This is a genomic window from Litorivivens sp. (assembly GCF_041624475.1).
Classification (GTDB): Bacteria; Pseudomonadota; Gammaproteobacteria; order Pseudomonadales; family Spongiibacteraceae; genus Litorivivens.
Map to the genome: position 1 here is coordinate 1 of NZ_JBFJUX010000025.1, position 24943 is coordinate 24943.

Sequence of the window (24943 nt, forward strand, 5' to 3'; positions counted from 1 at the left end):
AAACGCTCGCCAGATAGACGAACAGGGCAAGTCCTATATCGATTTTTTTGCCGGCGCCGGTGTTCTTAATTTTGGGCACAATAATGAGCGCATGAAAAAAGCTTTAGTCGAGTTTATTGAGTCCGACGGCGTTGCCCACAGTCTGGATATGTACACCACCGCCAAGCGCGATTTCATTGAAAAGTTTGTCGACACCGTTCTCAAGCCGCGCCAGTTGAACTACAAAATGCAGTTTATGGGGCCAACCGGTACCAATGCGGTGGAGGCGGCGCTGAAGCTTGCCCGTCGTGTGACCGGTCGCCAGAGTATTGTGGCCTTCAGTCACGGTTTTCACGGAATGACATTGGGCTCGTTGGCGTGCACGGCAAACGATTATTTCCGCCAGGCGGCGGGGGTTCCGCTGGACCATGTTATCCGGCTGCCCTTTGAAAGTGCACCGGGCGGCGGACTGGATAATCTGGCGGAGCACGAGCGGGCGCTTGAGGACCCTTCCAGCGGTGTCACAGCACCTGCCGCCTATCTCATTGAAGTTATTCAGGCCGAGGGTGGGGTTAACGTCGCCACGGAGCGCTGGCTTAAAGAACTTCAGCGTATTGCCCTCGCCCACGGTGCCCTGTTTATCGTCGATGAAATTCAGGTGGGTTGTGGTCGCACCGGAACCTACTTCAGTTTCGATGAAATGGATCTGTCGCCAGATATCGTCTGTTTAGCCAAAGGTATTGGCGGCTTTGGTACGCCGCTGGCTATGAACCTGATCAAACCTGAGCACGACCAGCACTGGTCGCCGGGTGAACATACTGGGACCTTCCGCGGGCAGGGCTTCTCCTTTGTCGCGGGCCGTGAAGCCCTGACCTACTTTGACGACGATTCGCTGATGAATGAAGTAAAAGAAAAAGGCGCGTTGATGGCGGAGCATCTGGAAAAGTTGGCTAAACGCTATGCCGGGCAGGGTTTTGCGGTGCGCGGCAAGGGCATGATGCAAGCGCTGGATGTGGTTGACGGCGGCAAAGCCAAGCAGGTAGCCGCGGTCTGTTTTGAAAACGGCCTGTTGATAGGCCCTTGCGGCAGTGGTGGCCGGGTGCTGAAGCTGATTCCGCCCCTGACCATTTCCGAGGCGGATCTGAAAGAAGGCTTGGCCATTCTGGAAGATGCTATAGGCCGTGTCATGGAGGAAGCCGCATGAGGCAGCGAGATGATATGACCTTTCCGTTTGAGGAATACGAACGGCGCTTGACGGAGCTGCGTCAGCGCATGTCCCAGCGGCTGCTGGATGCGGTGGTCATTACCGATCCGGAAAACCTGATGTATCTCACCGATTATCAGACCACCGGTTACTCCTTTTTCCAGTGTCTTGTGGTGCCTTTGGAAGGCGAGCCTTTCATGATTACCCGGATGCTGGAAGAAACCAATGTTCACGCCCGAACCTGGGTGGAGCTGACCCGGCCCTATCCCGATACGGGTGATGCGATCCAGATGCTGGTGCAGAGTCTGCGTGAATTCGGGCTGGCCAATAAATATATCGGCTATGAACGCAACAGCTATTTTTTCCCTGCGTATCACCAGGACTACATCCACACCACCTACACCGACGGCAAATTGCTGGACTGCTTTGGTATTGTTGAGCAGGGCCGGGTGAAAAAATCTGAGCATGAAATTGAAGTGATGCGCAAGGCCGCGCGTGCTACGGAGGCGGGCATGCGCGCCGGCTATGAGGCCTGTCAGCCCGGTGTGACCGAAAATGAAATCGGAGCGGCGATCTCGGCGGCCATGTTTCGCGCCGGGGGTGAGCCGCCGGCGGTTATGCCCTATGTAACCTCGGGGCCCCGCACCTTGATTGGTCACGCTACCTGGGAAGGTCGTGAAGTGCAGGCGGGCGAGCATGTGTTTCTGGAGGTCGGCGGTTGTTATCGTCGCTACCACACGGCGATGATGCGCACGGTGGTGCTGGATGAGTTGTCGCCCTCCATGGTAAAGGCTCAGGACCGTATGAAGCTCGCCCTGAAGGAGGTCAAAGAGGCCATCCGCCCGGGGCTGACCGTCTCCGATGCGGATAATCTGGTGCGCAAGATCATCACCGATAACGACGTTGGGGCACGACTTATTACCCGCTCGGGTTATTCCATCGGTATCGCCTTTCCACCCAGCTGGGACGAGGGTTACATCATCAGCCTCAAGCAGGGGGAGTCGGCGGTACTGGAAGAGGGCATGACCTTTCATCTGATTCCCTGGATGTGGGCGGTGGACGGTGACAAGACCTGCGGTATCTCCGACACCGTTCGGGTGACTGCGACGGGTTGCGAATCTTTTTTCGATTTCGAGGAAGACTTTCTGGTTAAGCCAGCCAAAGCAGATAACCAAGGCCGTAAACCGGCAGGCGGCCCTGCGAAGGAGGACAAAGGGGCGAGAACGTTAAAGCTGGCAGGTGAGGCAAAAAAGCAAGAGGGGGAAGAATGCTGAAAGTGATCAATCCCGCCACGGGCCGTCAGATTAATGAAGTGCCGGCGGCGACTCCGGCTGATATCGACGCCACGATGGAGCGCTCGGAAGCGGCCTATCGTCAGTGGCGGCATACCAGCTTTGCCGAACGGGCAGAGCTTTTGCAGAAGGTCGCCCGGCATATGCGGGACAATGTCGAAACGCTGGCGCCGCTGATGACAGAGGAAATGGGTAAGCCCATCAAGGAAGCGCGGGGTGAGGTGATCAAGGCGGCCTGGTGTGCTGAGCACTATGCAGAACATGCGGAGAGCTATCTCGCCAACGACGAGCTGGCCTCCGATGCCTCCCACAGCTACGTTCGCTATCTGCCCCTCGGGCCGGTACTGGGGATATTGCCCTGGAATGCGCCGTTCTGGCTGGCCTTTCGCTTTTGCGCGCCGGCGCTGATGGCCGGTAATACCTGTGTCATGAAGCACGACCCCCATGTGCCCGCCTGTGCGGCGGCCATCGCTGCGGTGTTTGAAGCGGTGGGTGCGCCAGCCGATGTATTCCAGAACTTGCCTCTGGCTACCCCCGATGTGGAAGCTGCTATTCGCGACCGGCGAATTCGCGCCGTGTCCTTTACCGGGTCGGACCGGGCGGGGGCCAAGGTGGCCGCGGCAGCGGCGTCGGAAATCAAGCCTGCGGTGTTGGAACTCGGCGGCTCGGATCCGGCGATTGTGCTGGCCGACGCCAATCTCGATGAGGCAGCGGATGCCATCACTACCTCGCGCATTATCAATGCGGGGCAGAGCTGCATCGCGGCCAAGCGGATCATTGTCGAGGCGCCGGTATACGACGCCTTCGTTGAGAAATTGTCGGAGCGGCTGGGGCGACTGAAAGTCGGCGATCCCGCGCGTGACGATACCGATGTCGGTCCGATCGCCCGCAAAGACCTGCGCGATCTGCTGCACAGGCAGGTGGCAGAGACCGTCGAACAGGGCGCGGAGTGCTTGCTGGGGGGCAAATTACCGGACGGAGACGGCTATTTTTATCCGGTCACTTTGCTGGCAGGTGTAAAAGCCGGTATGACCGCAGCCTGTGAAGAAACCTTTGGTCCGGTAGCTGTGGTAATGAAGGTCGATTCCGCTGACGCTGCACTGGCGCTGGCCAACGATACCGACTACGGGCTGGCTGCAAGCATCTGGACCGAGCGCGAACGCGGTGAAATGCTTTCGCTGCAGATGGAAGCCGGGCAGGTGGTGGTCAACGGACTGGTCAAAACCGATCCGCGCCTGCCCAGTGGCGGCATCAAGCGTTCCGGTTACGGTCGCGAGTTGGGGCCGCACGGCATTCACGCCTTCGTCAACGCCCAGCAGGTCTGGGTGGGGCCAAAGCAGGAATAACGCGGGGTTTGGCGGTGTAAAGGGCGGTATTCCTTGACCGTTCGGAGGCACACGCCTATAATCCCGCGTCTTGATTGAAGTGGCATCGAGAGTGTGTGAAATGCTCGGGTCCACGCAGTGAAGGCGATAGTTTTCCGTCGCCGGAAGGACGTCGAAAGCCCCTCTTTAGGGGCTTTTTAGTAGCCATAGGAAATGGCTGCCGGACAGTAGTTTAACAATGTGGGCCTAGTGCCCATTTTTTGTTGGTGGGTCATAAATTTGTCGGCCAAGTCGCGACAGTTGCAGGAATTACTCGAGCCCTCGGTAACCGCTCTCGGTTACGAGTTTTGGGGGCTGGAATATCTGGCGCAGGGACACTCTGCGCTGCTGCGGATCTACATTGATGCCGAGCAGGGTATCAATGTGGATGACTGTGCACGTGTCAGTCGTCAGGTAAGCGCAGTGCTTGATGTTGAAGACCCCATCACCGGCGAATACCGGCTGGAAGTGTCCTCGCCGGGCATGGATCGGCCGCTGTTTACCATCGCGCAGTTTGCGGCCGCCGCCGGTGAAACCGTCAAGCTGAAACTGCGTATGAATTACGAAGGGCGTCGCAACTTTAAAGGGCGTCTGGTTGGAGTGGAAGAGGAAGATGTGGTGATTCTGGTGGATGATCACGAATACCTCTTCCCTGTAGTGGATATAGAAAAAGCGAATGTTGTTCCGCGATTTGACTGAAATCTGCGGGCTCTGGTCAATCGCCGGAAAACACCGGCCAGTCGACGAGGCATAGAGGAAGGATGAGCAAGGAAATCTTACTGGTAGCTGAAGCGGTCTCAAATGAGAAGGGCGTTTCGCGGGACATTATTTTCGAAGCTATCGAGCAGGCTCTGGCTACCGCTGCCAAAAAGCGCTACGACGAAGAGTCCGACATCTATGTCGTTATCGATCGTGAAACTGGTGACTACCGGACCTTCCGTCGCTGGGAGGTGGTCGCGGATGACGAGCTGGCGCTGCTGGGTACCCAGTTCACGCTGGAAGAGGCGGCCGAGAAAGACACCAGCCTGAAAGCGGGCGATGTCCACGAAGAAGAGATTGAAAATGTCGGTTTTGGCCGGATTGCAGCCCAAACCGCCAAGCAGGTTATCGTTCAGAAAGTTCGCGAGGCCGAGCGTGCACAGGTTGTTGAGCAGTATGAAGGCCGTATCGGCGAGCTGATCAACGGCACGGTCAAGAAGGTTACCCGCGACAATATTATTGTGGATCTCGGCAATAACGCCGAAGGCCTTCTGCCGCGCGAAGAGCTGGTCGGGCGCGAAGTTTTTCGCATCAATGACCGGGTGCGGGCAGTGCTGATTGAGGTTCGCAGCGATGCGCGCGGCCCGCAGTTGCTGCTCAGCCGCGCCTGCCCCGAGATGCTGATCGAGCTGTTCAAAATTGAAGTGCCGGAAATTTCCGAGCAGGTTATCGAGATTCGCGCTGCGGCGCGTGACCCCGGTTCGCGTGCCAAGATTGCGGTAAAAACCAACGACGGCCGTATTGATCCGGTCGGTGCCTGTGTTGGTATGCGCGGCGCACGGGTGCAGGCTGTATCCGGCGAGCTGAGCAATGAGCGTGTCGATATTGTGCTGTGGGACGACAATCCCGCGCAGCTGGTCATCAACGCCATGTCTCCGGCGGAAGTCGAATCCATTGTGGTGGATGAAGACGCCAAGACTATGGATATCGGTGTTGCCGAAGACAATCTGGCCCAGGCCATTGGCCGCGCTGGTCAGAATGTCCGGCTGGCGAGTGAACTGACGGGTTGGGAAATCAACGTGATGAGCGTTGAGGATATGGCCGAGAAGCACGAGCAGGAATCCGGTCAGGTCATGGAAATGTTCATGGAAGCGCTGGACATAGATGAAGACGTCGCAGGCGTTCTGGTAGAAGAAGGCTTTACCACGTTGGAAGAAGTGGCTTACGTGCCATTGGAAGAAATGGTGGGTATTGAAGGCTTTGACGAAGATATCGCCGAAGAATTGCGTGCCCGGGCCAAGGATGCGCTGCTGACCCAGGCGATTGCCAGCGAAGAAAAGCTAGAAGCAGTCGAGCCGGCCGAAGATTTGCTGACGATGGAAGGTATGGATCGCCATCTGGCCTTCCTGCTGGCAAGTCGCGGTATCAGTACGATGGAAGATCTGGCCGAACAGGCCGTAGAAGATTTGTTGGATATTGATGGGATGGACAGCGACAGGGCTGGCGAGCTGATTATGACAGCGCGGGCACCGTGGTTTGAGGATGAAGATTCATCCGGGGATGCCCAGTAATGCAGGGCGTGCATTTGGTTTAGGTCGCTGTCGGACGAGGTAAGGGAGAATTACGAATGGCTGAAGTAACGGTAAGCCAGTTAGCAGAGGTGGTGGGTACGCCCGTCGACCGTCTGCTCAAGCAGATGAAAGAAGCCGGTTTGAAACATCAGCAGGCAGACGAGGTCGTGTCTGATGATGACAAGCAGGTGCTGCTGGCTTTTCTCAAGAACAGTCACGGTGAATCGACCGCGGCGCCGAAAAAGATCACCTTGAAGCGCAAGACACTGAGCACGCTGAAAACCGGCTCGGGTGCAGCGAAGAAAACCGTCAGTGTAGAAGTACGCAAAAAGCGCACCTACGTAAAACGCGACCCGGCTGAACTGGCCCAGGAAGCGGCAGAAGCGGAAGCGGCTGCTAAAGTCGATGCTGAAAAGCAGGCGGCAGAGGCCGCAGCGAAAGCCGAGAAGGAAAAAGCTGAAGCTGAAAAACAGGCTGCCGAGGAAGCTGCTCGGGTTGCTGCTGAAAAAGCTGCAGCAGAAGAGGCTGCTCAATCCTCTGAGACGGAAGATACGCCAGCTGAGGCCGAGCCTTCTGAACCGGCGCCTGAAGCAGCACCGGCAAAAGCCACGCCCAAGCCCAAAGAAAAAGTCGAGATTGACCCGGAAGTCCTGCGCCAGCGTGCTGCGCACCGCCGTATGGATGAAGAGGCCAAGGAAAAAGAGCGCCGCGAAGCGGCCCTGAAAGCCAAGCGCGAAGAAGAAGAGCGCGCGGCGATTGCGGCTCAGCAGGCTGTGGAGGCGAAGAAAGAATCCGCCCAGCCACACAAAGACAAAGAAGCCGACAACAAGATCAAAGCCAAGAAGGCGCTGCGCACCTCCACGCGCGAGAAGGACGACGACAAGCCACGCGGCAAGCGTGTCAAGGCGGCCGCGAAAGGTCGCGGTCGGGTCGCGGTAACAGCTGACTTCGAAGAAGATGATGGCAGCTACCGTCGCGGCAAGAAGAAAACCCTGAAACTGCCCGACGATCACAAGCGCCATGCGTTCCAGGCGCCTACGGAGAAAGCTATCAAAGAAGTTGCAATTCCCGAGACCATCACGGTCGGGGAGCTGGCTCAGCGTATGAGCATCAAGGCAGGTGAAGTCATCAAGGAGCTCATGAAGCTCGGCATGATGGCCACCATCAACCAGGCCATTGATCAGGAAACTGCTCAGCTGGTGGTGGAAGAGATGGGCCACACCGCCAAACTGGTATCCGACGATGCGCTGGAAGAAGCGCTGGAAGAAACCCTGCTGTCACACGGTGAAGGCACGCTCGAGTCGCGCGCGCCGGTTGTTACCGTTATGGGCCACGTCGACCACGGTAAAACCTCGCTGCTGGATTACATCCGTAAAGCCAAGGTGGCCAGCGGTGAAGCCGGTGGTATTACCCAGCATATCGGTGCCTACCACGTCGAAACCGGTCACGGCATGATCACCTTCCTGGATACGCCCGGACACGCGGCCTTTACCGCCATGCGTGCCCGCGGTGCCAAGAGTACTGACATTGTTATCCTGGTGGTTGCCGCCGACGATGGTGTGATGCCGCAGACCGAAGAGGCGGTGTTGCACGCCCGCGCCGCTGGCGTTCCGCTGGTGGTTGCGGTCAATAAAATGGACAAGGAAGGCGCCGATCCCGATCGCGTCAAGAATGAACTTTCAGCCAAGGAAGTCATCCCGGAAGATTGGGGTGGCGATACCCAGTTCGTACCCGTATCGGCCCACACCGGTGACGGCATCGATGCACTGCTCGATGCGGTACTGCTGCAGGCTGAATTGCTGGAGCTGAAAGCCCCGACTGATATTCCCGGTCAGGGTCTGGTCATCGAATCGCGCCTCGACAAAGGTCGCGGTACGGTTGCCTCGGTACTGGTACAAAGCGGCACCCTGCGCAAGGGCGATATCGTCCTTGCCGGTCAGTTCTATGGCCGCGTGCGCGCCATGATTGATGAGACCGGTCAGCAGATTGACTCCGCAGGCCCCTCGATTCCGGTTGAGATTCTCGGCCTCGACGGCACGCCCGACGCCGGCGACAGCTTTGTGGTCGTGGAGAACGAGAAGCGCGCTCGCGAAGTCGCTGACTTCCGCGCCCACAAGGATCGCGATCAGAAGCTTAAGCGCCAGCAAGCGGCGAAACTGGATTCCATGTTCGACCGCATGGGCGAAGGTGCCGATCGCCAGTCGCTGAATATCGTACTGAAAGCCGACGTGCGCGGTTCGCTGGAGGCCCTGCAGGCTTCGTTGCTCGATCTGGGTAACGACGAAGTGGAAGTAAATGTGGTTTCTGGTGGTGTCGGTGGTATCACCGAATCCGACGTCAACCTGGCCATTACCTCCGGTGCCGTCATGTTCGGTTTCAACGTTCGGGCAGATGTTACGGCCCGTAAACTGGCGGAAAACGAAGGCGTGGATTTGCGTTACTACAGCGTTATCTACGATCTGATCGACGATGTGAAACAGGCGCTGTCCGGCCTGCTGTCACCGGAAATGCGCGAAGAGATTGTCGGTGTGGCCGAAGTGCGGGATGTGTTCCGCTCGCCGAAGCTGGGCGCCATCGCCGGTTGTATGGTTCGGGAAGGCACCATCTACCGCAATAACCCGATCCGGGTACTGCGCGACAACGTGGTTATCTATGAAGGCGAACTGGAATCCCTGCGTCGCTTCAAGGATGACGTTGCCGAGGTTCGTCAGGGCTTCGAGTGCGGTATCGGTGTGAAGAACTACAATGACGTCAAGGTGGGTGACCAGATTGAGGTCTATCAGGTGACGGAATTTGCCCGGACACTGTAAGAGGTTGAGCGCGTGAGTGATTTCAGCCGCACCCAACGGGTTGCCGACTTTCTGAAAAAGGAGCTCGGCAGTCTGATTCAATTCCAGATACGCGATCCGCGTGTGGGCATGGTGTCGATTACTGACGTTGAAGTCAGTCGCGACCTGTCTCATGCCAAGGTGTTTGTCACCGTGATGGGAACCGACACCGAGGAAGAAGCCAAAGAGTCACTCAAAGTGCTTAACCGGGCTGCCGGTTTCTTGCGCAGCAAAGTCGCCAAGAGTCACAATGCCCGCACGACGCCGGCGCTCAAGTTTGTCTATGACAGCAGCGTGCGTCGGGGTGAGTATATGTCCCGTCTGATCGACACGGCTGTCGCCAAAGACCGCCAGCGCAGCAAAGACGACTCGGAGCAGTAAGTTGGGTCGCAGACGTCGTGGCCGTCCGGTGGACGGCATTCTGATTTTGGATAAGCCGGCCGGTCGCAGTTCCAACGGGGCGCTTCAGGTAGCCCGAGCCATCTTTAATGCCGCCAAGGCGGGCCACACCGGCAGTCTGGACCCTCTGGCGACCGGTGTTCTCCCGGTCTGCTTTGGTGAAGCCACCAAATTCTCCCAATACCTGCTCGATGCGGATAAAGCCTACGACGCCACGGTTGTGCTGGGCGTCGCCACCGAGACAGGTGATGCCGAAGGGGAAGTAAGCGCCGAGACCAGTGCTGCGGCGCTGACGGAAGCGCAGGTGCGACACGCGGCCGAGCAGTTTGTCGGCGAGATTGATCAGATCCCCTCCATGTATTCCGCCCTGAAAAAAGACGGCAAACCCCTCTACGAGCTGGCCCGTCAGGGCATTGAAATCGAGCGCGAAGCCCGCCGCATCACGGTTTACTCACTTGAGATCACCGCGTTTCGCCCGGGGGAGCGCGCGGAAGTGGATATCAGTGTGCGCTGCAGCAAGGGCACCTATATCCGTTCGCTGGCCGAAGACCTTGGGCAGGCGCTGGGTGTCGGCGGGCATGTCGCCATGCTGCGGCGAACGGCCGCAGGCCCCTTCAGCCTTGAGCAGTCGGTAACGCTGGATGCTCTGCAGGTGCTGCGCGATGCGGACGATTTCCCGGCGTTGGACGCCTTGCTGGAGCCTATCGATCTGGCGCTGCCCCAGTTGCCGATGATCGAACTGGGCGACACTACGGGCTACTACCTGCTCCAGGGGCAGCCGGTGCAGGTGCCGAATGCACCCACAGAGGGTCTGGTGGGGCTGAAACTGAAAACGGGCCAGTTTGTTGGCGTCGGCGAGATCCTCAGCGACGGGCGCATTGCCCCTCGCCGTTTGATTTCGAATGTGCGACAATAGGCGGCTAGTCTGAGGCTCCGTGTATGCGCGGAGCCCGGGCAACGAACCTGTCTGTAAATATGCACGGGCAGGCTCGACACGAGGGCGGCCTGTTTGTCGGTGTCGCTCAAGCATATTCATAGTGAATGAGGAAAGTGAAATGGCATTGTCTGCCCAAGAGAAAGCACAAGTCGTAAAAGAGTACCAACAGTCTGAGACTGACACCGGCTCCCCCGAAGTACAGGTTGCCCTGCTGACAGTCAACATCAACAAACTCCAGAGCCACTTCGAAGCCAACGGCAAAGATCACCACTCTCGCCGCGGACTTATTCGTATGGTCAACCAGCGTCGTAAATTGCTGGACTACCTGAAGAAGAAAGATGCAGGGCGCTATACCACCCTGATCGGACGTCTCGGCTTGCGTCGTTAATACAAAGCATATGTGATTGGGGCCGGTTTCGGCCCCAATACATTTATAAGACCTCAATGGAGGAGAACTGAGTGATAAATCCCGTTCGCAAAACATTCCAGTGGGGTGGCCATCAGGTCACTCTCGAAACAGGCCGTATCGCCCGACAGGCGACTGGCGCTGTGCTGGTGTCGATGGACGATGTATCGGTTTTGTGTACCGTAGTCGGTGCCAAAACAGCCAAAGAAGGACAGGACTTTTTCCCGCTGTCCGTACACTACCAGGAACGCACCTATTCAGCCGGTAAAATCCCCGGTGGTTTCTTCAAGCGAGAAGGCCGTCCTTCCGAGAAAGAAACCCTGACATCGCGTCTGATCGACCGTCCGATACGCCCGCTGTTCCCCAACGGTTTCAAAAATGAAGTGCAGGTTGTCTGTACTGTCATGTCGTCTGAAAAAGACGTCGATCCCGATATCGCCGCCATGATCGGCACCTCTGCCGCTCTGGCAATTTCAGGCATTCCTTTTGCCGGCCCCATCGGCGGCGCGCGCGTTGGTTACAACGCCGACAAAGGTTATTTCCTGAATCCTACCTACTCAGAGCTGGAAAGCAGCGAGCTGAACATGGTGGTGGCCGGTACCGAACAAGCGGTACTGATGGTTGAGTCAGAAGCTTCCGAGCTGACCGAAGATCAGATGCTGGGTGCGGTACTCTACGCCCACCAGGAAATGCAGGCCGTTATCAAAGTCATCGACGAGCTGGTCGCTGAAGTTGGCAAGCCCAAGTGGGAGTGGTCTGCGCCGGAAGAAAACACCGCGTTGATGGCGGCTGTCGCTGAAGGCTACAAAGCCGGTCTGGGCGATGCCTACCGCATCACCGACAAGATGGAGCGTTACAGCAAGGTCAGCGAACTGCGCGAGCAGGCGATTGCCAGCCTGGCTGGTGAAGGCAGTGAATTCAGTGCCGACGACGTTGCCGGTGTCTTTGCCAAGCTCGAGAAGAATATTGTTCGCCAGCGCATCCTGAACGGCGAAGCGCGTATCGACGGTCGCGACAATCGCACCGTGCGCCCGATCTCTGTTGAAGTGGGCGTGCTGCCCAAAGCTCACGGTTCTTCACTGTTCACCCGCGGTGAAACGCAGGCTATTGGTGTGACCACGCTCGGTACCACCCGCGATGCGCAGCTGATCGATGCCCTGGAAGGCGAGCGCAAAGACAACTTCATGCTGCACTACAACTTCCCTCCCTACTCGGTAGGTGAGTGTGGTCGTATGGGTGGCACGGGTCGTCGTGAGATTGGTCACGGCCGTCTGGCCCGTCGCGGTCTGGCAGCGGTTCTGCCCACAGCCGAAGAATTTCCCTACACCATCCGTGTAGTTTCCGAGATCACCGAATCCAACGGTTCCAGCTCCATGGCTTCTGTCTGTGTAGGCAGCCTGTCAATGATGGACGCCGGTGTGCCGCTGAAGGCACCGGTTGCCGGTATCGCCATGGGCCTGGTCAAGGAAGGCGAGCGTTTTGCCGTCCTGACTGACATCCTCGGCGACGAAGATCACCTCGGTGACATGGACTTCAAAGTAGCCGGTACAGCCAACGGTATCACTGCCCTGCAGATGGATATCAAGATCGAAGGCATTACCGAAAAGATCATGGAAATCGCACTGGAACAGGCTCAGCAGGCTCGTTTGCATATCCTTGGTCAAATGAATCAGGTGCTGCAGGCCTCGCGTGAAGATGTTTCAACTAACGCGCCGAGCATGACAACGCTGAAAGTCGACTCCGACAAAATCCGCGATATTATCGGTAAAGGCGGCGCGACTATTCGCAGCATCTGCGAAGAAACCGAAGCTCAGATCGATATCGAAGACGACGGTACGGTACGCATCTACGGCGCCAATGCCGAGTCGCGTGATGCTGCGGTTGATCGCGTACTGGCGATTACCGCCGAAGCTGAAGTGGGTGCGGTCTACACTGGTAAAGTGTCGCGCATCGTGGACTTCGGTGCCTTCGTCACCATTCTGCCGGGCAAAGACGGTCTGGTGCATATCTCGCAAATCGCTCACGAGCGGGTTGAGAATGTGTCCGACTACCTGAAAGAAGGTGAAGAGATCCAGGTGAAAGTACTGGATGTCGATCAGCGTGGCCGTATCAAACTCTCTATCAAGGAATTGACAGAGAAGGAAGAGGCGCCAGCCGAAGAAGCAAGTGAAGAGTCTGACGACTGATCACAGGTGCGGATTGATCGTTGATCAAGAAAAGGAGCTTCGGCTCCTTTTTTTGTGTCTGTTCTGTGCCTGATCTATCGGCAGGGCGTTTGCGTAATAGGAGCGACATTCAACGGGAGATCGTCGTGAAAGTAACCCTGAAGGAAACCATACGCGTGCGGCGCACTGTGGCCGACTGCTTTCGCTACCTCAAGGATTTTTCAACCATCGAGCAGTGGGATCCCGGCGTTTATCGTGCCGAAAAGCTGACGCCCGGTGCCGTTGCGGTGGGTGCAGAGTTTCTGCTGCAGTTGAATATCTCCGGAAAGCGGGTGCCGATGACCTATCAGCTGACGGCCTGTGAAGATAATGCGCGGCTGGTGCTTGAGGGGGTCAATGAGACCCTGCATGCGCTGGATACACTGACGTTTACAGCACTTGAAGACGAGCTCACTGAGATCACCTACGAAGCCCAGCTGACTCTGAAAAGCCTGCCTCAGTTTTTGCGCGTGCCGATGATGCCGGCGCTGAACAGGCTGGGTAAAAAAGCGGTTACCGGGCTGCAAACGGCACTGGAGAGGCCTGCCGGGGCGCCTAAAACCCGCTGGAAGTCTGCTCTCAAGGACAAGCTGATTCTTCCCGCGGCACTGGATTTCACCGAGCGCGGCTATCTCAGGCAAGCCGACAAGGGCTTGAGTCAGTTTATGGATGGCAAAACCGTCGTGCTGACCGGCCCTACATCCGGGCTCGGGCTGGCGGCAGCCTGTGAGTTTTCCCGGCTCGGCGCCAATTTGGTGCTGATCGGGCGGGACCGCCAGCGCCTGCAGGCCGCGCGCGATACCGTGCTCGATTTCAGCGGCGCAGATGCTGCCACTATCGACCTCTTTGAGGCTGAACTGTCCCTGTTGAGCGAGGTGTCGCGGGTGGCAGACGAGGTCCTGGCGGCGGACCCAGCTATTGATGTGCTAGTAAATAATGCTGGCGTCTTGCCGCTGCAGCGCGAGGTTACTGCTGAAGGACATGAACTGACGTTGGCCGTGAACTGTCTAGCGCCGGTATTGTTGATGCGTCGGCTTCTGCCGGCACTGAGTGCGGGTAGCCGGGTCATCAATGTCGCTTCGGGTGGTATGTATCTCAGCGGCGTCAATCTGGCCGATATCGAGTCCGAACACGGTTTCGACGGGGCCAAGGCCTACGCTCAAGCCAAGCGGGCTCTGGTGACACTGACTGAAATGTACGCAAGCGAGTGGAGGCCGCTGGGCATCGATTGCAACAGCATGCACCCCGGTTGGGCTTCAACACCGGGGGTTGCGAAATCGCTGCGGGCTTTCAACAAAGCCTTGGCGTCGCGGCTTCGAGACGCCAGAATGGGGGCAGATACGGTGGTTTGGCTTGCGGCCTCAGAAGAGTTGCAGGGGCAGACTGGCGCCTTTTGGTTTGATCGTGAGCGGCACCCGGTGAATGTCTTACCCGGGAAAGCACTTTCGCCGAATCGTGCGCAGGCCTTGAAAGTCTGGGTTGAAAATGCTCTGGCTGGCTTTATGAATTCCGGCAAGACTAAGGCTGCCTGAGCCGCCTTTCAGGGGCGTGTCAGTCTACTGTGCGCCCTTGATCCACGTTATACACAGCGCCGTGAACTGCCCGCGCTTCGTCCGAAGCAAGAAAGGCGATGGTGTTGGCAACATCCTTTGCCTCCATAAAACCCCGCGCCGTGCCTGAGCGCATGATCAAATCGAAATCCATATCGTCGGCAAACGCGATGTTCTGAATCTGCGGCGTATTCATGCCGCCTGGACACACCGCGTTAACCCGCAGGCCGCTGTTAATATATTCCAGCGCGAGGGCGCGAGTCAGACCAATCAGGCCGTGCTTTGCAGCGCAATAGGTGGCGGAGTAGGGCTGGCCCTGAGAGGAAGCCAGTGAGCCGACGTTGACGATAGTGCCATGGGTTTTGAGCAGCTCGGGAATTGCGGCCTGAGACAGAAAGAAGGGCGCGTTCAGGTTGATGGCCAGATCCTGCTGCCACTCCTCAGTACTGATGCTATGGGTGTGGCGAAAGCGGTGAACGCCGGCCACATTCAGCAGGATATCCAGTTTGCCAAACTGAGCGATGGCCGCCGCAACGGCTTTTTGGCAGTTGTCTGCGTGCGACAAATCGCAGGCAAAGTGCGCAAGGCGCTCACTTCCTGCCTCGTTTTGCAGTTGCTGTAACTTCTCCTTTGAGCCTGCAACGGCCATCACCTGAGCGCCCTCTGCCAAGAGTTTCTGGGCGCAGGCTCTTCCCAGTCCGGAGGAGGCACCGGTAATCAGTGCCACCTTGTCGGCGAAGCGACCGCTGTTCATCAGCTCGAGGCTTTAATGATGCGCCACAGAAGGCCGGGGAAGAAGCGACGCAACCAGGTCAGGATTTTCGCTTCAGCGCCGGGGTAGAGGAATTCCTTGCCCTTGGCGATGGCCTTTTCCACTTCGTCGACAATGAAGTCCGGGCTGGCCAGGCGGCCTTTTTCCCGAGACTCACGAATGTTTTTGGTCTGCACCGCCTGATCGATCAGCGGCGTGTTAACCATTGGTGGGTTGACCGCGAGGATGTGGACGCCGCTGCCGCGATTTTCGTGAATCAGTACCTCGGCAAAGGCGTTGGTGGCGGCCTTGGTGGCGTTATAGGCGCCGAGCTCAGGTGCCATCACATAGCCGGCGATGGAGCCGTAGATGACAATCAGGCCGCGTTTGCGGGCCTGCATCAGCGGCAGTACCACCTTGGTTAGATGAACTGTGCCATTGTAGTTGATGCTCATCATCTTAGTGATCAGGTCGGCGGGCATGTCAATGAGCGAGCCGGAAGGCATGATCGCCGCACAGTGCGTCAGTTGGTCGATGGGGCCGAGCGAAGTTTCTATCTGCTCGATCACTTCCCGCACCTGCTTGAGATCCGATACGTCACAGCGATAGGCGGTCAGATTGTCCGACTCGGCAGCGGTGCTGGCCAGCGCCTCTTCGTTCATATCCAGAATGGCGACCTTGACACCACGAGCGGCCAAACGCAGTGCCGTCAGCCTGCCCATGCCACTGGCGCCGCCAGTGACAACCGCGATTTTCACATCTGTACTCATGATGGCTTAAACTCAATTTGACCTTGTTATGGCCGCAGTCTGCCACAGGCAAGAGGTGACGCTAAATGAAGATTTATCCACCTCCATACGACGTTTCCCATTACTGCTGGGACTGGTCATAATGTCGCAAAGGAGATAACACCCCCATGCGCATAGAACCTGAAGTCAGCGATTTACTTGCCAGTATTTACGAAGGGCCGCTGGAGGCGGAGCCTTGGCATTCCTTTCTGGGCAAACTGCGTAAGCTGATGGGCGGAAATTCGGCGACGCTGGTGCTCAAACCCCCGTCCAGCGGCGATCGGGGCGTACTGCGTATCGACGGGGGCTCACTGGAGGGCATCGCCCGCTACCAGGAGAGCTTCTTTGCGATGGACCCCTTCCTGCATATTCCGCCTGGTGAGGTGAAATCGCTGCTGGAGCTTGTGCCCGAGGAAGAGTGGGTCGAGAGCGAGCTCTACAAGGTCTGCATGGAGCCGGCGGGCCTCTACGATAGTCTCGGCGTCGATATGTCGATACCGGGTGAGATGGAAGGCGGGCTGCGGGTAACGCGAGACAAGGCCTCGCCGCGCTTTACCGATGAAGACAAAGCCTTGATGTCGCAGATTGTCGAGCACCTGATGCGCGCCATTCGGATTCACGTGCGCATGAACAAGATTGAATCCGAGCGCGCCCTGTATGCGGGCGCGGTGGATCAGCTCTCTCTGGCAACCATTCTGTTGGACGAGAACGGTGCGGTGCTGTCCTGTAACCGGATGGCAGAACAATTGCTGGCGCGAGAGCCGGATCTGAATGTGGTTAACGGTTACCTTCAGGTGGGCGACGAAGCCACCACCAACGAATTACAGCGTTTGATTGGGCTGGTGCTGGAGCAGCAGCAGCACGGCGGTCCGGCGGTGATTGAGGCCATGCGCATTCAGCGCGATGCCGACTATGCAGATCTGGGTGTGGCGGTGCGTCCTGTACCCATGAACGAATGGTCTGAGGGACGCTCAGTGCCCACGGTTGCGATCTTTATCAGCGACCCGGATTTTGGCGCGGAAGCCCCGGTGCAGGTCATCACCCGCCTGTTCGGTTTTACCCCGACAGAGGCTCAATTGTCGCTGCTGCTGGCGGAAGGCCTGAGTCTGGATGAGGCTTCTCAGGCCTTGGGTATCAGCCGCAATACCGCCCGAACCCATCTGCGTTCGGTATTCAACAAAACCGGGGTCAGTCGTCAGACTTTGCTGGTCCGACTGATCCTGAAAAGTGTGGCGCAGCTGGCCTGGGAGGGCAGCTAGGCCGGCGTTGCAGCTTATTGACGGCATTGTCACATAAATGTCACCATTGCCAGCGTTTTGGGGTATTTGCGCCGGTGTGCGGTGCAAAGCGTTGGATCATGTGATGAATAAAATAATAGCCGTCTGTCTGTTTGTCGTCCTTCCTTTTACTTCTGCCTGTAACGACAGTTCTTCTTCTACCTCGGACTCGACGTTTCAGTCAGATATTGTGACGGAATCCTTTGTCAACGATGCCGCCTCGGTTCTGGCGGACTACACTATGGCGCAAGCGCTGGAACCGAATTGCACGCCGGATGAAGCGTCCAATCTGCCGTTACCGTCGGCGTTTATGGTTTACCGGCGCAGCGAAACGGCGCCAAAACGCCTGGTGGTGTTTGCCCATGGTATTGGCCATGAAGTCAGCGCCTCCTGGGTGCCGCATATGCGGCGCCAGATACAGGCTGCGCGATTCCTGCCGCAAAATCCGGGCAACGTGGTCTTTCTCAGCACCAATTACCGGGACAACTTCGGCTTTCCCGCCTTGCGCGGTGCCCATGACACGATTGCCGCTACCCTGCAGGTGCTTAAGCGCTTCCCCTCCATTGAAACGGTCTACCTGATGGGGGTTTCCATGGGCGGATCTGTATCCGGTACGGCTATTGCCGAATCCATCGATCTGCAAAGCGGTGGCCGCTTCAGCGATGTGAAGGAACCCCTGTTCGATTACTGGATTACCGTCGAAGGGGTCAGCAATCTTGTAGAGACCTATTCTGAGGCCCAGGCTGCTGTGCAGGCCGTTGATAACGATACGGCAAGAAGGGCAGTTGAAGGTATAGAGCGCGATACCGGCGGTACGCCGGCGGAATGTCCGCACGCCTACACCCGTCGCTCCCCCATGTATCATGCGGCCAAGATGTATGCGGGCGGTTTGAAAGCGGCGACCGTTATACATCCGGTGAACGATGGGCTCGTTCCCCACAATCAGGGGCGGCAGATGGCAGCCGCCTTGACCACGGCAAGGATCCCTACACAGTTTTTTACCATTACCCGCGTGCACCCCTGGCAGGACGAAGGGACTACGGGTACGGAGACTCTGCAGCTTGGCGATGCTGACCCCTATCTCAATCTGGCGGGGCATGCCTCGGAAAGCGATCCCATCCACCCGGTGATGGTGACTGCCTTCCAGCAACTGCGGAAAATGCTGGACGGTAGCTACAATGAAACCGTACCCTACTTTGAGTGTGTGGTAGACCCCGAAATCCCCGCCGATAGCTGTCAGGTCGACCAGTTTCAGTAGCCGGATCACGTGTTTCAATCCGGCAGCTCCAACGCCTGTTGGAGCGCGTTCGGCGCAGGGGCTTATAGATCTAAGGTTGAGAATTTATGTCCCCAAATCGGGTGCAGTGGCACACCGACGCCGAACAGGTCGTTGATACCCTGATTGAAAAGCTGGGCAAGACCCTGATCGTGGCCTTGCCGCTCGGGCTCGGCAAACCAGTGCCGCTGGTAAACACTCTTTACGCCCGTGCAAAACGCGACAATTCTCTCAAGCTCACCTTTCTGACCGCACTCAGCCTCGCCAGGCCAGCGGCATCCGACGATCTACAAGGACGCTTTCTCGCCCCCGTGCTCGAACGGGTCTACGCGGGCGTGCCGGCGCTGGACTACGTAGCGGATCTCGATGCGCGCAGCCTGCCCGCCAACGTAACCATCAAGGAATTCTTCTTTCAGCCGGGCAGCAGGCTCGGCAATTTTGATGCCCAGTACCACTACATCAGTTCCAACTATACCCATGCCGCGCGCGATGTGTTTGATAATGGCTGTAACGTTGTATTGCAGATGGTGGCCAGTCGCCAAGGCCGTTTAAGCATGAGTTGCAATCCCGATACCTCGCTGGAACTGCGTCAGCGTCTGAAGGATTCCGGTCGCGACTTTCTCAGTGTGGCGGTGGTAAATGACGAGCTGCCCTATATGCGCGGCGATGCCGAAGTCAGTCCGGCTTTCTACGATGTATTGGTGCGCGGAGACCAGCACAACCATCGTCTGTTCAGTATTCCCAAACTGCAGCCGGTCGGCACGGTCGATGCTCTGATCGGTCTACACGCCAGCGCGCTTGTGGCCGACGGTGGCACCCTGCAGATTGGCATTGGCAGTATGGGTGATGCGGTTGCCCACGCCCTCTGTCTGCGCCACAAGGATAATGCCCGCTACAAGCAGGCCCTGATTCGCTCAGGCATTCTGACGCCCGACAGGCGCGACATGCTCAAGACCATAGGCGGCACAGCGCCCTTTGAAGAGGGCCTGTATGGCGCCACAGAAATGCTGGTGGAGGGCTTTCTGCATTTGCAGGAGGCCGGTGTTCTGAAGCGCGAGGTCTACGACTTCTGGGCGCTGCAACAGCTGATCAATGGGGGGCGTTGCAACCCGAAGCAGCTCGATGCTGAAGTGTTGAACGGATTAGCAGAGCTGGGCGTCAGGGAGATTCGCGGTAAGGATTTTGCGGTGCTGCAATATCACGGCTTGTTCAACAGTCAGTGCAGTTATCGCGACGGCTATATCACGACACCGGATGGCGGGAGTGTGTCAGCCAATGTGGCCAACCCTCATTCGCGTCGGGTGATGGCGGATCAATGTTTGGGGACTGAGCTGGTCAATGGCCGCCTGTTGCACGGTGGCTTCTTTCTCGGCAGTGCTGATTTTTACGAACGCCTGCGCAACTTGCCGGAAGAGCTGCGCAAGAAAATCGATATGACCAGCGTCGAAAAAATCAATCAGCTGGACTTCAATCCGCGTCTCTATCGCGCACAGCGGGTCAAAGCGCGCTTTATCAACACCGGGCTCAAGGCCACCCTGAACGGTGCCGTTGTGTCGGATACACTGCAGACCGGGCAGGTACTTTCCGGTGTCGGTGGTCAGTTCAATTTTGTCAGCATGGCACACCAGCTTTTGACCGGGCGTTCCGTCATTATGATTCGCGCCGTGCGCGAAGGTGCAGGGCATGCTGAGTCCAATATCGTCTGGGAATATGGAGCCTGCACAATTCCGCGTCATCTGCGGGATCTGGTGGTCACCGAATACGGGATAGCCGACCTGCGCGGCAAATCAGATGGTGAGGTGATCAAAGCACTGCTGAATATTGCTGACTCCCGCTTTCAACCCAATCTGCTGGCGCGGGCGATCGCCTCCGGGAAAGTTGAGCCGGACTACGCGATTCCCCCCCAGTATCGGGACAATACGCCGGCGCGCATCGCACAAATCGCTGCGGAACTGCGTCAGGCTGAGGTCTTGTCTGCCTACCCCTTTGGCACAGATTTTAGCGACGAGGAGCTTGTTGTCGCGCAAACCCTCAAGAGCTTGCCGGTCGCCAGTAAAGCTCGGCTGTTGTTCGATATAGTCAGGCCGTTAGGGAAGCTTTCGCCCCGTGTTTATCACTGGCTGGAGACACTGGGCGTGGCAGGTCCGGGTTCATTGAAACAGCGTGTGTTGAAGCGGGTGTTGGCACAGGCCCTCACGCGCGCGCTGGACGATTCCTCCGACAACTGATTCGGTGCCAACATTTCTCTTGCGGTCGTGAGCCGGTTCACGCTTTGGTGGCTGAACTTTGTGACTCTCGTCAGAACAACTTCGACCGTCCTCCCTAAAATCGGTAGCGCGCAAATAACAGCGCACGATAACAATCGCAATGAAACCTGCCAAAACGGATTGCAATCCGTTCGGAGCCCTTCATGAAAAAAATGCTGTTTCCACTTTTTGGTGCCTTGCTTCTTGCGGGCTGCCAGTCCGGTTCAGACGGTGACGCCGATGTCGCTGCCCTTGAGTCACAATCCGCGGCCGAGACAGCCACCACTCAGGTTGCCCGGATCGGCGAGGCCGTTAGCGGTCGCTATATCGTCGTTTTGAACAAACTGGATGTGCTCGGCTTGGCTGATCTGACCAGCCAGATCAATGCAATGGCCGCGAACTATGGCTTTAGCGTCGAGCGGATTTACGAGCATGCGCTTACCGGTTTCGTGGCCGAAATGTCGGCGGAGGTGGCTTCTGTACTGGCGCAGAGCCCGCTGGTGGATTATATCGAGCCGGATCGTATTGCCGGCGCCACGGCGGTGCAGGCGAATGCTACCTGGGGGCTCGATCGAGTCGATCAAGCGGCGCTGCCGCTGGATGGTAGCTACCGTTATTCTGCCGATGGCAACGGCGTTCACGCCTACATTATCGATACCGGTATTCGGGCAACCCACAACGAATTTTCCGGTCGCATGGGCAACGGCTTCAATACCGTCGGTGCTGGTGGGTTTCTCGGTATCGGCGGTGGTTCTGCGGATCCGGATGATACCAACGACTGTAATGGCCACGGCACCCACGTAGCAGGAACCGTTGGCGGCACCCTCTACGGGGTCGCTAAAAGTGTGACACTGCACCCGGTCCGGGTGCTGGACTGTAACGGCAGTGGGCTGAACTCCGGCGTCATTGCTGGCGTTGACTGGGTAATGGCGAACCATCAGAAGCCGGCTGTTGCCAATATGAGCCTTGGCGGCGGCAACAGCAACGCATTGGATGATGCGGTGCGCGCGGCCATCAACGCGGGGGTGACCTTTGTTGTCGCCGCGGGTAACGATAATGCAGATGCCTGCAGTGGATCACCGAACCGTGTGGCGGAAGCCCTGACAGTAGGTTCTACGACTTCCAGTGATGCCCGCTCCACGTTTTCCAACAAGGGCAGCTGTGTTGATGTGTTTGCGCCGGGCTCGAGTATTCGCTCGGCAGGAATCAGCAATGACACCAGCACGGCCACTATGAGTGGCACATCCATGGCGGCTCCACACGTTGCCGGGATTGCGGCGCTTTACTTGCACGCAGAACCGCAGGCGCAGCCCGGCGAGGTCTTTACCGCTGTTCTTAATGCTGGCACAGCTGGTCGACTGAGCGGTCTGGGAGCAGGTTCACCCAATCTGCTGGCTCAGAACAGTGTTGCCGGAGAAGGTGTGGATTTGCCGCCGGTGGCACGGATGAGCGTGGACTGCACCGAACTGGTTTGTCGGTTTGATGCTTCTGCAAGCTCCGACGATAACGGTGTGTCCTCTTATCTATGGGATTTTGGTGATGGCGCCAGCAGTGTGTCAGCCCTGACCTCGCACAGCTATTCAGTTGCCGGTAGCTATACGGTTACTTTGCAGGTGTATGACGCGGCAGGGCAGAGTGATACGCAGGTACAGACGGTTGCCGTGTCTGAAGCCAGTGCCGGACCCTGCACCAACTGTACGTATCAGGGCGGTAGTCTGAGTAACGGCGAGGTGGTTTATATTCCCGCCCAGGGCTTTAACAGCAATGGCGGGCGTTTTCAGGCCTGGCTGGAAGGCCCTGCGAATGCTGACTTTGATATCCGTCTTGAACGCTACAGCTGCTCACTATTCTGTAGCTGGAGTAGTGTAGCCCGCTCCGAGAGCAACAGCAGCAGCGAGCAGATCGACTACAACGGCGGCTCGGGTAACTACCGCTGGCGTGTCAGCAGCTACAGTGGTTCCGGCGCCTTTGACTTCTGGTACAGCAACCCCTAGGCGATGGTGTCATCTCTCTGACAAAAGGGTGGGGCGAGAGGCCTCACCCTTTCGTGTCATTGCAAGACAGTCAAAGTCCTTATAGTGTCCGCTCTGACATAACAACAATTCAGGCCAAGAGAGGGCAGTGCGATGGGCAATGCATATAAAGCGCAGGAAGCCAGTTTTCAATCCGGAAAGTATGTTCTGGCAGGCGATCGGGAAGGCTGGTTGAGCCTGTTTGCCGATGACGCCGTAGTTCAGGATCCGGTAGGAGAATCTCCGCTCGACCCCAGCGGTCAGGGGCATCGCGGCAAAGACGCGATAGCAGCCTTTTACGATATGGTGATTGGCCCCGGCGACATGCAGAAGTTTGAAATCACCGGTTCTCATCCCGCCGGCGACGAATGTGCCAATGTCGTTGAGATTCGCAATGTGCTTGGGGATACCGTGGTCGAGATGCAAATGGTGGTGGTGTACACCGCGAATGATGCAGGCAAGTTGACCTCACTGAAAGCCTACTGGGACTTCAATAAAACCATGAGCTGAGTTTGAGAGGAAGGGCGCGCCCCTCTTTCAACTACTCCCTTCCAATTCGGCGTTGCCCGGCATAACGGAAAAAGCCCGCCGCCTCTTCTCGTCGTATCATTTCGGCTTCTTCCCCGAATACACTTTTCTGAAGGGCTTCAAGTTCCCGTTGCTGGCGATTGCCCTCATAGCGGGCGACAATTTGCTCGCGCTGCTGCATGTAATCCTGGCCGACCGACCAGCTTTGGTCGCGCTGTGTATCCAGCTTTTCCCAACGGTCCAGTGCAGCTTCATTCATGCCCAGAGTCTGGCGGATGGTGCGCATTTCACTGCGACGCTCGGTCGCCGGCATGGCGTTTAAGCTGGTCTGTACCGACGGGAGCTCAACAAATTTGTTGAGCAGTTCGGTCTGGCGGCTCTGGATAAAGTCGTCGGCGTTGTCGCCATAATTTTGCTCTATGGTAGTGACGAGTGTGGTGAGTTTTTCCTGCACGCTGCTGTCGCTATTTTTACCCAGTGACTGCAATGCATCGGAGATGTTCTGATTGCGAATTTCTGCCGCCCAGATAATGTCGGCGTCTTCTCCAAACGCTGCGTAGCGTTTGTCCCAAAGGGCAGCCCGGCGCTCATCAGCGGGCATGGCCTGCAACTGCTTCCGGTCGGCGAGAAGCCATTCGTTGTAGCGTTCCAGCGCGTCGAATTTATTTTGTAGCTCCGCCGCCAGATCGGGAAAACTGGCATGGAGCAGAGAGGCAACACGGCTGCGCCAGTCGTCGGGATACTGTTGGCGCAGGTAGGATATCAACTGCTCCAGAAAGCGAATCTGGGCGTGCTGAATGTGAATATGGGGGGCGAATCGACCCTGCATGTCGGCAACAAAAAAAGCATCCCGCTCTTCGTCGCTGCTCCATCGGGGCTGATTCGGAGACGGGGCTTTCGCTTCTGCCTCGGGGTTGGTGAGAGCCTCAGTCACGGCAGGAGTGGTAGCCGGCGCAGTTGGTTCGGTGGCTTTGCTGTCAGGCCAGAGTAAAAAAGCCAGTGCAGCAATTGCTGCACTGGCTCCCAGAACGAGTGGGAATTTCTTTGCCATAATTCCTCCGCTTAGAAGCCGTTGTCGGCAATAAAATCGGTGATGGCTGCGTAAAACTCCATTTCGTCAAAGGTATCGGGTGGTACACCGATGATATCCAGGTGGTCCTGATTGATCTTCCAGGCGTGGGAGGTCATCTGGGTGGCATCCGGCGCATTCAGGTCGGCAACGTAGCCGGTGTTGGTCTGGGTCCAGACGTAGTCAAGACAGCCGTAGCACTCCCAGTATTCCATTCGATAACCCATCTGCTGGGAGTTGATACCCACCAGACCGTCGTCGTCATTGTCGGAGGCATTGCCGTCGCCAGTGCCCAGTGCACCGTCGCCATTGGCGTCGTAGCTGGCGTAACCGTCACCATCGATCTCGGTCCACAGCTCTTTGAGCAGATAGAGGGCGGGGTTCATATTGCCGTTATCCTGACCCGTCAGGAAACTGCGGCTGCGTTCGATATTGGCCGTGCCGGCGGGATAGGCCTGATTGAAGGCATAGGTGCCGGTGGTCACACCATCGTTGGGGTCGAAGTCGTGATTGACCAGCTGTTTGAGCGCTGCGATGGCATCGTTGCCGCCACCGTAAATCAC

At 57.5% G+C, this 24943-nt stretch carries 19 protein-coding genes and 1 pseudogene; 16 read left to right on the plus strand and 4 right to left on the minus strand.

Translation table 11 applies throughout. The features are described from left to right. The 11 genes from ABY734_RS15970 to ABY734_RS16020 form a co-directional block, all read left to right on the plus strand. Positions 1 to 1183, plus strand: a 1183-nt coding sequence (locus tag ABY734_RS15970; protein WP_372780376.1) for an aspartate aminotransferase family protein, incomplete at its 5' end; no start/stop codon positions are given. After that, positions 1180 to 2457: an ectoine hydrolase gene (doeA, locus tag ABY734_RS15975; protein ID WP_372780377.1), complete on the plus strand. Its 1278-nt coding sequence runs from the start codon at positions 1180 to 1182 to the stop codon at positions 2455 to 2457. The genes ABY734_RS15970 and doeA, both read left to right, overlap by 4 nt. Next, entirely contained in the window at positions 2451 to 3821 is a 1371-nt protein-coding gene (locus tag ABY734_RS15980; RefSeq protein WP_372780378.1) for an NAD-dependent succinate-semialdehyde dehydrogenase, read from the plus strand. Before doeA ends, ABY734_RS15980 begins: the two co-directional genes overlap by 7 nt. Positions 3822 to 4079: 258 nt before the next feature. After that, positions 4080 to 4538, plus strand: a complete 459-nt coding sequence (gene rimP, locus ABY734_RS15985; protein ID WP_372780379.1) for a ribosome maturation factor RimP — start codon at positions 4080 to 4082, stop codon at positions 4536 to 4538. A gap of 62 nt (positions 4539 to 4600) precedes the next feature. After that, positions 4601 to 6109: a transcription termination factor NusA gene (gene nusA, locus ABY734_RS15990; protein WP_372780380.1), complete on the plus strand. Its 1509-nt coding sequence runs from the start codon at positions 4601 to 4603 to the stop codon at positions 6107 to 6109. 56 nt (positions 6110 to 6165) lie between these two features. Beyond that, positions 6166 to 8919: a translation initiation factor IF-2 gene (infB, locus tag ABY734_RS15995; protein WP_372780381.1), complete on the plus strand. Its 2754-nt coding sequence runs from the start codon at positions 6166 to 6168 to the stop codon at positions 8917 to 8919. Positions 8920 to 8931: 12 nt separating this feature from the next. Next, complete coding sequence (rbfA, locus tag ABY734_RS16000) at positions 8932 to 9318, plus strand: 30S ribosome-binding factor RbfA (protein WP_372780382.1); 387 nt, start codon at positions 8932 to 8934, stop codon at positions 9316 to 9318. Between the two features lies 1 nt (position 9319). Continuing rightward, a complete protein-coding gene (gene truB / locus ABY734_RS16005) occupies positions 9320 to 10252 on the plus strand; it encodes a tRNA pseudouridine(55) synthase TruB (RefSeq protein ID WP_372780383.1) in 933 nt (310 codons plus the stop codon). Between the two features lie 139 nt (positions 10253 to 10391). Next, positions 10392 to 10661: a 30S ribosomal protein S15 gene (gene rpsO, locus ABY734_RS16010; RefSeq protein WP_372780384.1), complete on the plus strand. Its 270-nt coding sequence runs from the start codon at positions 10392 to 10394 to the stop codon at positions 10659 to 10661. A 74-nt stretch (positions 10662 to 10735) separates the two neighbouring features. Further along, entirely contained in the window at positions 10736 to 12865 is a 2130-nt protein-coding gene (gene pnp, locus ABY734_RS16015) for a polyribonucleotide nucleotidyltransferase (RefSeq protein ID WP_372780395.1), read from the plus strand. A gap of 125 nt (positions 12866 to 12990) precedes the next feature. Continuing rightward, complete coding sequence (locus ABY734_RS16020) at positions 12991 to 14415, plus strand: SDR family NAD(P)-dependent oxidoreductase (protein WP_372780385.1); 1425 nt, start codon at positions 12991 to 12993, stop codon at positions 14413 to 14415. Between the two features lie 19 nt (positions 14416 to 14434). Here ABY734_RS16020 and ABY734_RS16025 read toward each other — a convergent pair whose 3' ends face one another. Beyond that, positions 14435 to 15187: an SDR family NAD(P)-dependent oxidoreductase gene (locus ABY734_RS16025; RefSeq protein WP_372780386.1), complete on the minus strand. Its 753-nt coding sequence runs from the start codon at positions 15185 to 15187 to the stop codon at positions 14435 to 14437. Next, a complete protein-coding gene (locus ABY734_RS16030) occupies positions 15187 to 15954 on the minus strand; it encodes an SDR family NAD(P)-dependent oxidoreductase (protein WP_372780388.1) in 768 nt (255 codons plus the stop codon). The genes ABY734_RS16025 and ABY734_RS16030 overlap by 1 nt, the downstream gene beginning before the upstream one ends. A gap of 146 nt (positions 15955 to 16100) precedes the next feature. Between ABY734_RS16030 and ABY734_RS16035 the strand changes: the two genes are divergently transcribed. The 5 genes from ABY734_RS16035 to ABY734_RS16055 all read left to right on the plus strand — a co-directional run bounded on the left by ABY734_RS16035 (position 16101) and on the right by ABY734_RS16055 (position 23293). Continuing rightward, a complete protein-coding gene (locus ABY734_RS16035) occupies positions 16101 to 17231 on the plus strand; it encodes a helix-turn-helix transcriptional regulator (RefSeq protein ID WP_372780389.1) in 1131 nt (376 codons plus the stop codon). A gap of 103 nt (positions 17232 to 17334) precedes the next feature. Beyond that, complete coding sequence (locus ABY734_RS16040; protein ID WP_372780390.1) at positions 17335 to 18507, plus strand: alpha/beta hydrolase family protein; 1173 nt, start codon at positions 17335 to 17337, stop codon at positions 18505 to 18507. A gap of 86 nt (positions 18508 to 18593) precedes the next feature. Then, the gene (locus ABY734_RS16045; RefSeq protein WP_372780391.1) at positions 18594 to 20753 is read left to right on the plus strand and encodes an acetyl-CoA hydrolase/transferase C-terminal domain-containing protein; all 2160 of its coding nucleotides are present in this window, start codon (positions 18594 to 18596) and stop codon (positions 20751 to 20753) included. 182 nt (positions 20754 to 20935) lie between these two features. After that, the gene (locus ABY734_RS16050) at positions 20936 to 22765 is read left to right on the plus strand and encodes a S8 family serine peptidase (protein ID WP_372780392.1); all 1830 of its coding nucleotides are present in this window, start codon (positions 20936 to 20938) and stop codon (positions 22763 to 22765) included. A gap of 132 nt (positions 22766 to 22897) precedes the next feature. Continuing rightward, complete coding sequence (locus ABY734_RS16055) at positions 22898 to 23293, plus strand: nuclear transport factor 2 family protein (RefSeq protein WP_372780393.1); 396 nt, start codon at positions 22898 to 22900, stop codon at positions 23291 to 23293. Between the two features lie 31 nt (positions 23294 to 23324). On the opposite strand, the gene ABY734_RS16060 is transcribed toward ABY734_RS16055, so the two are convergent. Both ABY734_RS16060 and ABY734_RS16065 read right to left on the minus strand, forming a co-directional pair. Continuing rightward, positions 23325 to 24362: a hypothetical protein gene (locus tag ABY734_RS16060; RefSeq protein ID WP_372780394.1), complete on the minus strand. Its 1038-nt coding sequence runs from the start codon at positions 24360 to 24362 to the stop codon at positions 23325 to 23327. Between the two features lie 11 nt (positions 24363 to 24373). Next, positions 24374 to 24943 (minus strand): annotated as a pseudogene (locus tag ABY734_RS16065) (acetyltransferase); the annotation flags it as partial.

Excerpts from the sequence above, each read along its gene's own strand:
- doeA (WP_372780377.1), top strand. The coding sequence starts at position 1,180 with ATGAGGCAGCGAGATGATATGACCTTTCCGTTTGAGGAATACGAACGG.
- ABY734_RS16040 (WP_372780390.1), top strand. The coding sequence starts at position 17,335 with ATGAATAAAATAATAGCCGTCTGTCTGTTTGTCGTCCTTCCTTTTACT.
- ABY734_RS16035 (WP_372780389.1), top strand. The coding sequence starts at position 16,101 with ATGCGCATAGAACCTGAAGTCAGCGATTTACTTGCCAGTATTTACGAA.
- ABY734_RS16030 (WP_372780388.1), bottom strand. The coding sequence starts at position 15,954 with ATGAGTACAGATGTGAAAATCGCGGTTGTCACTGGCGGCGCCAGTGGC.
- ABY734_RS15980 (WP_372780378.1), top strand. The coding sequence starts at position 2,451 with ATGCTGAAAGTGATCAATCCCGCCACGGGCCGTCAGATTAATGAAGTG.
- ABY734_RS16055 (WP_372780393.1), top strand. The coding sequence starts at position 22,898 with ATGGGCAATGCATATAAAGCGCAGGAAGCCAGTTTTCAATCCGGAAAG.
- ABY734_RS16060 (WP_372780394.1), bottom strand. The coding sequence starts at position 24,362 with ATGGCAAAGAAATTCCCACTCGTTCTGGGAGCCAGTGCAGCAATTGCT.
- ABY734_RS16025 (WP_372780386.1), bottom strand. The coding sequence starts at position 15,187 with ATGAACAGCGGTCGCTTCGCCGACAAGGTGGCACTGATTACCGGTGCC.
- rpsO (WP_372780384.1), top strand. The coding sequence starts at position 10,392 with ATGGCATTGTCTGCCCAAGAGAAAGCACAAGTCGTAAAAGAGTACCAA.
- nusA (WP_372780380.1), top strand. The coding sequence starts at position 4,601 with ATGAGCAAGGAAATCTTACTGGTAGCTGAAGCGGTCTCAAATGAGAAG.
- ABY734_RS16045 (WP_372780391.1), top strand. The coding sequence starts at position 18,594 with ATGTCCCCAAATCGGGTGCAGTGGCACACCGACGCCGAACAGGTCGTT.
- infB (WP_372780381.1), top strand. The coding sequence starts at position 6,166 with ATGGCTGAAGTAACGGTAAGCCAGTTAGCAGAGGTGGTGGGTACGCCC.
- ABY734_RS16050 (WP_372780392.1), top strand. The coding sequence starts at position 20,936 with ATGAAAAAAATGCTGTTTCCACTTTTTGGTGCCTTGCTTCTTGCGGGC.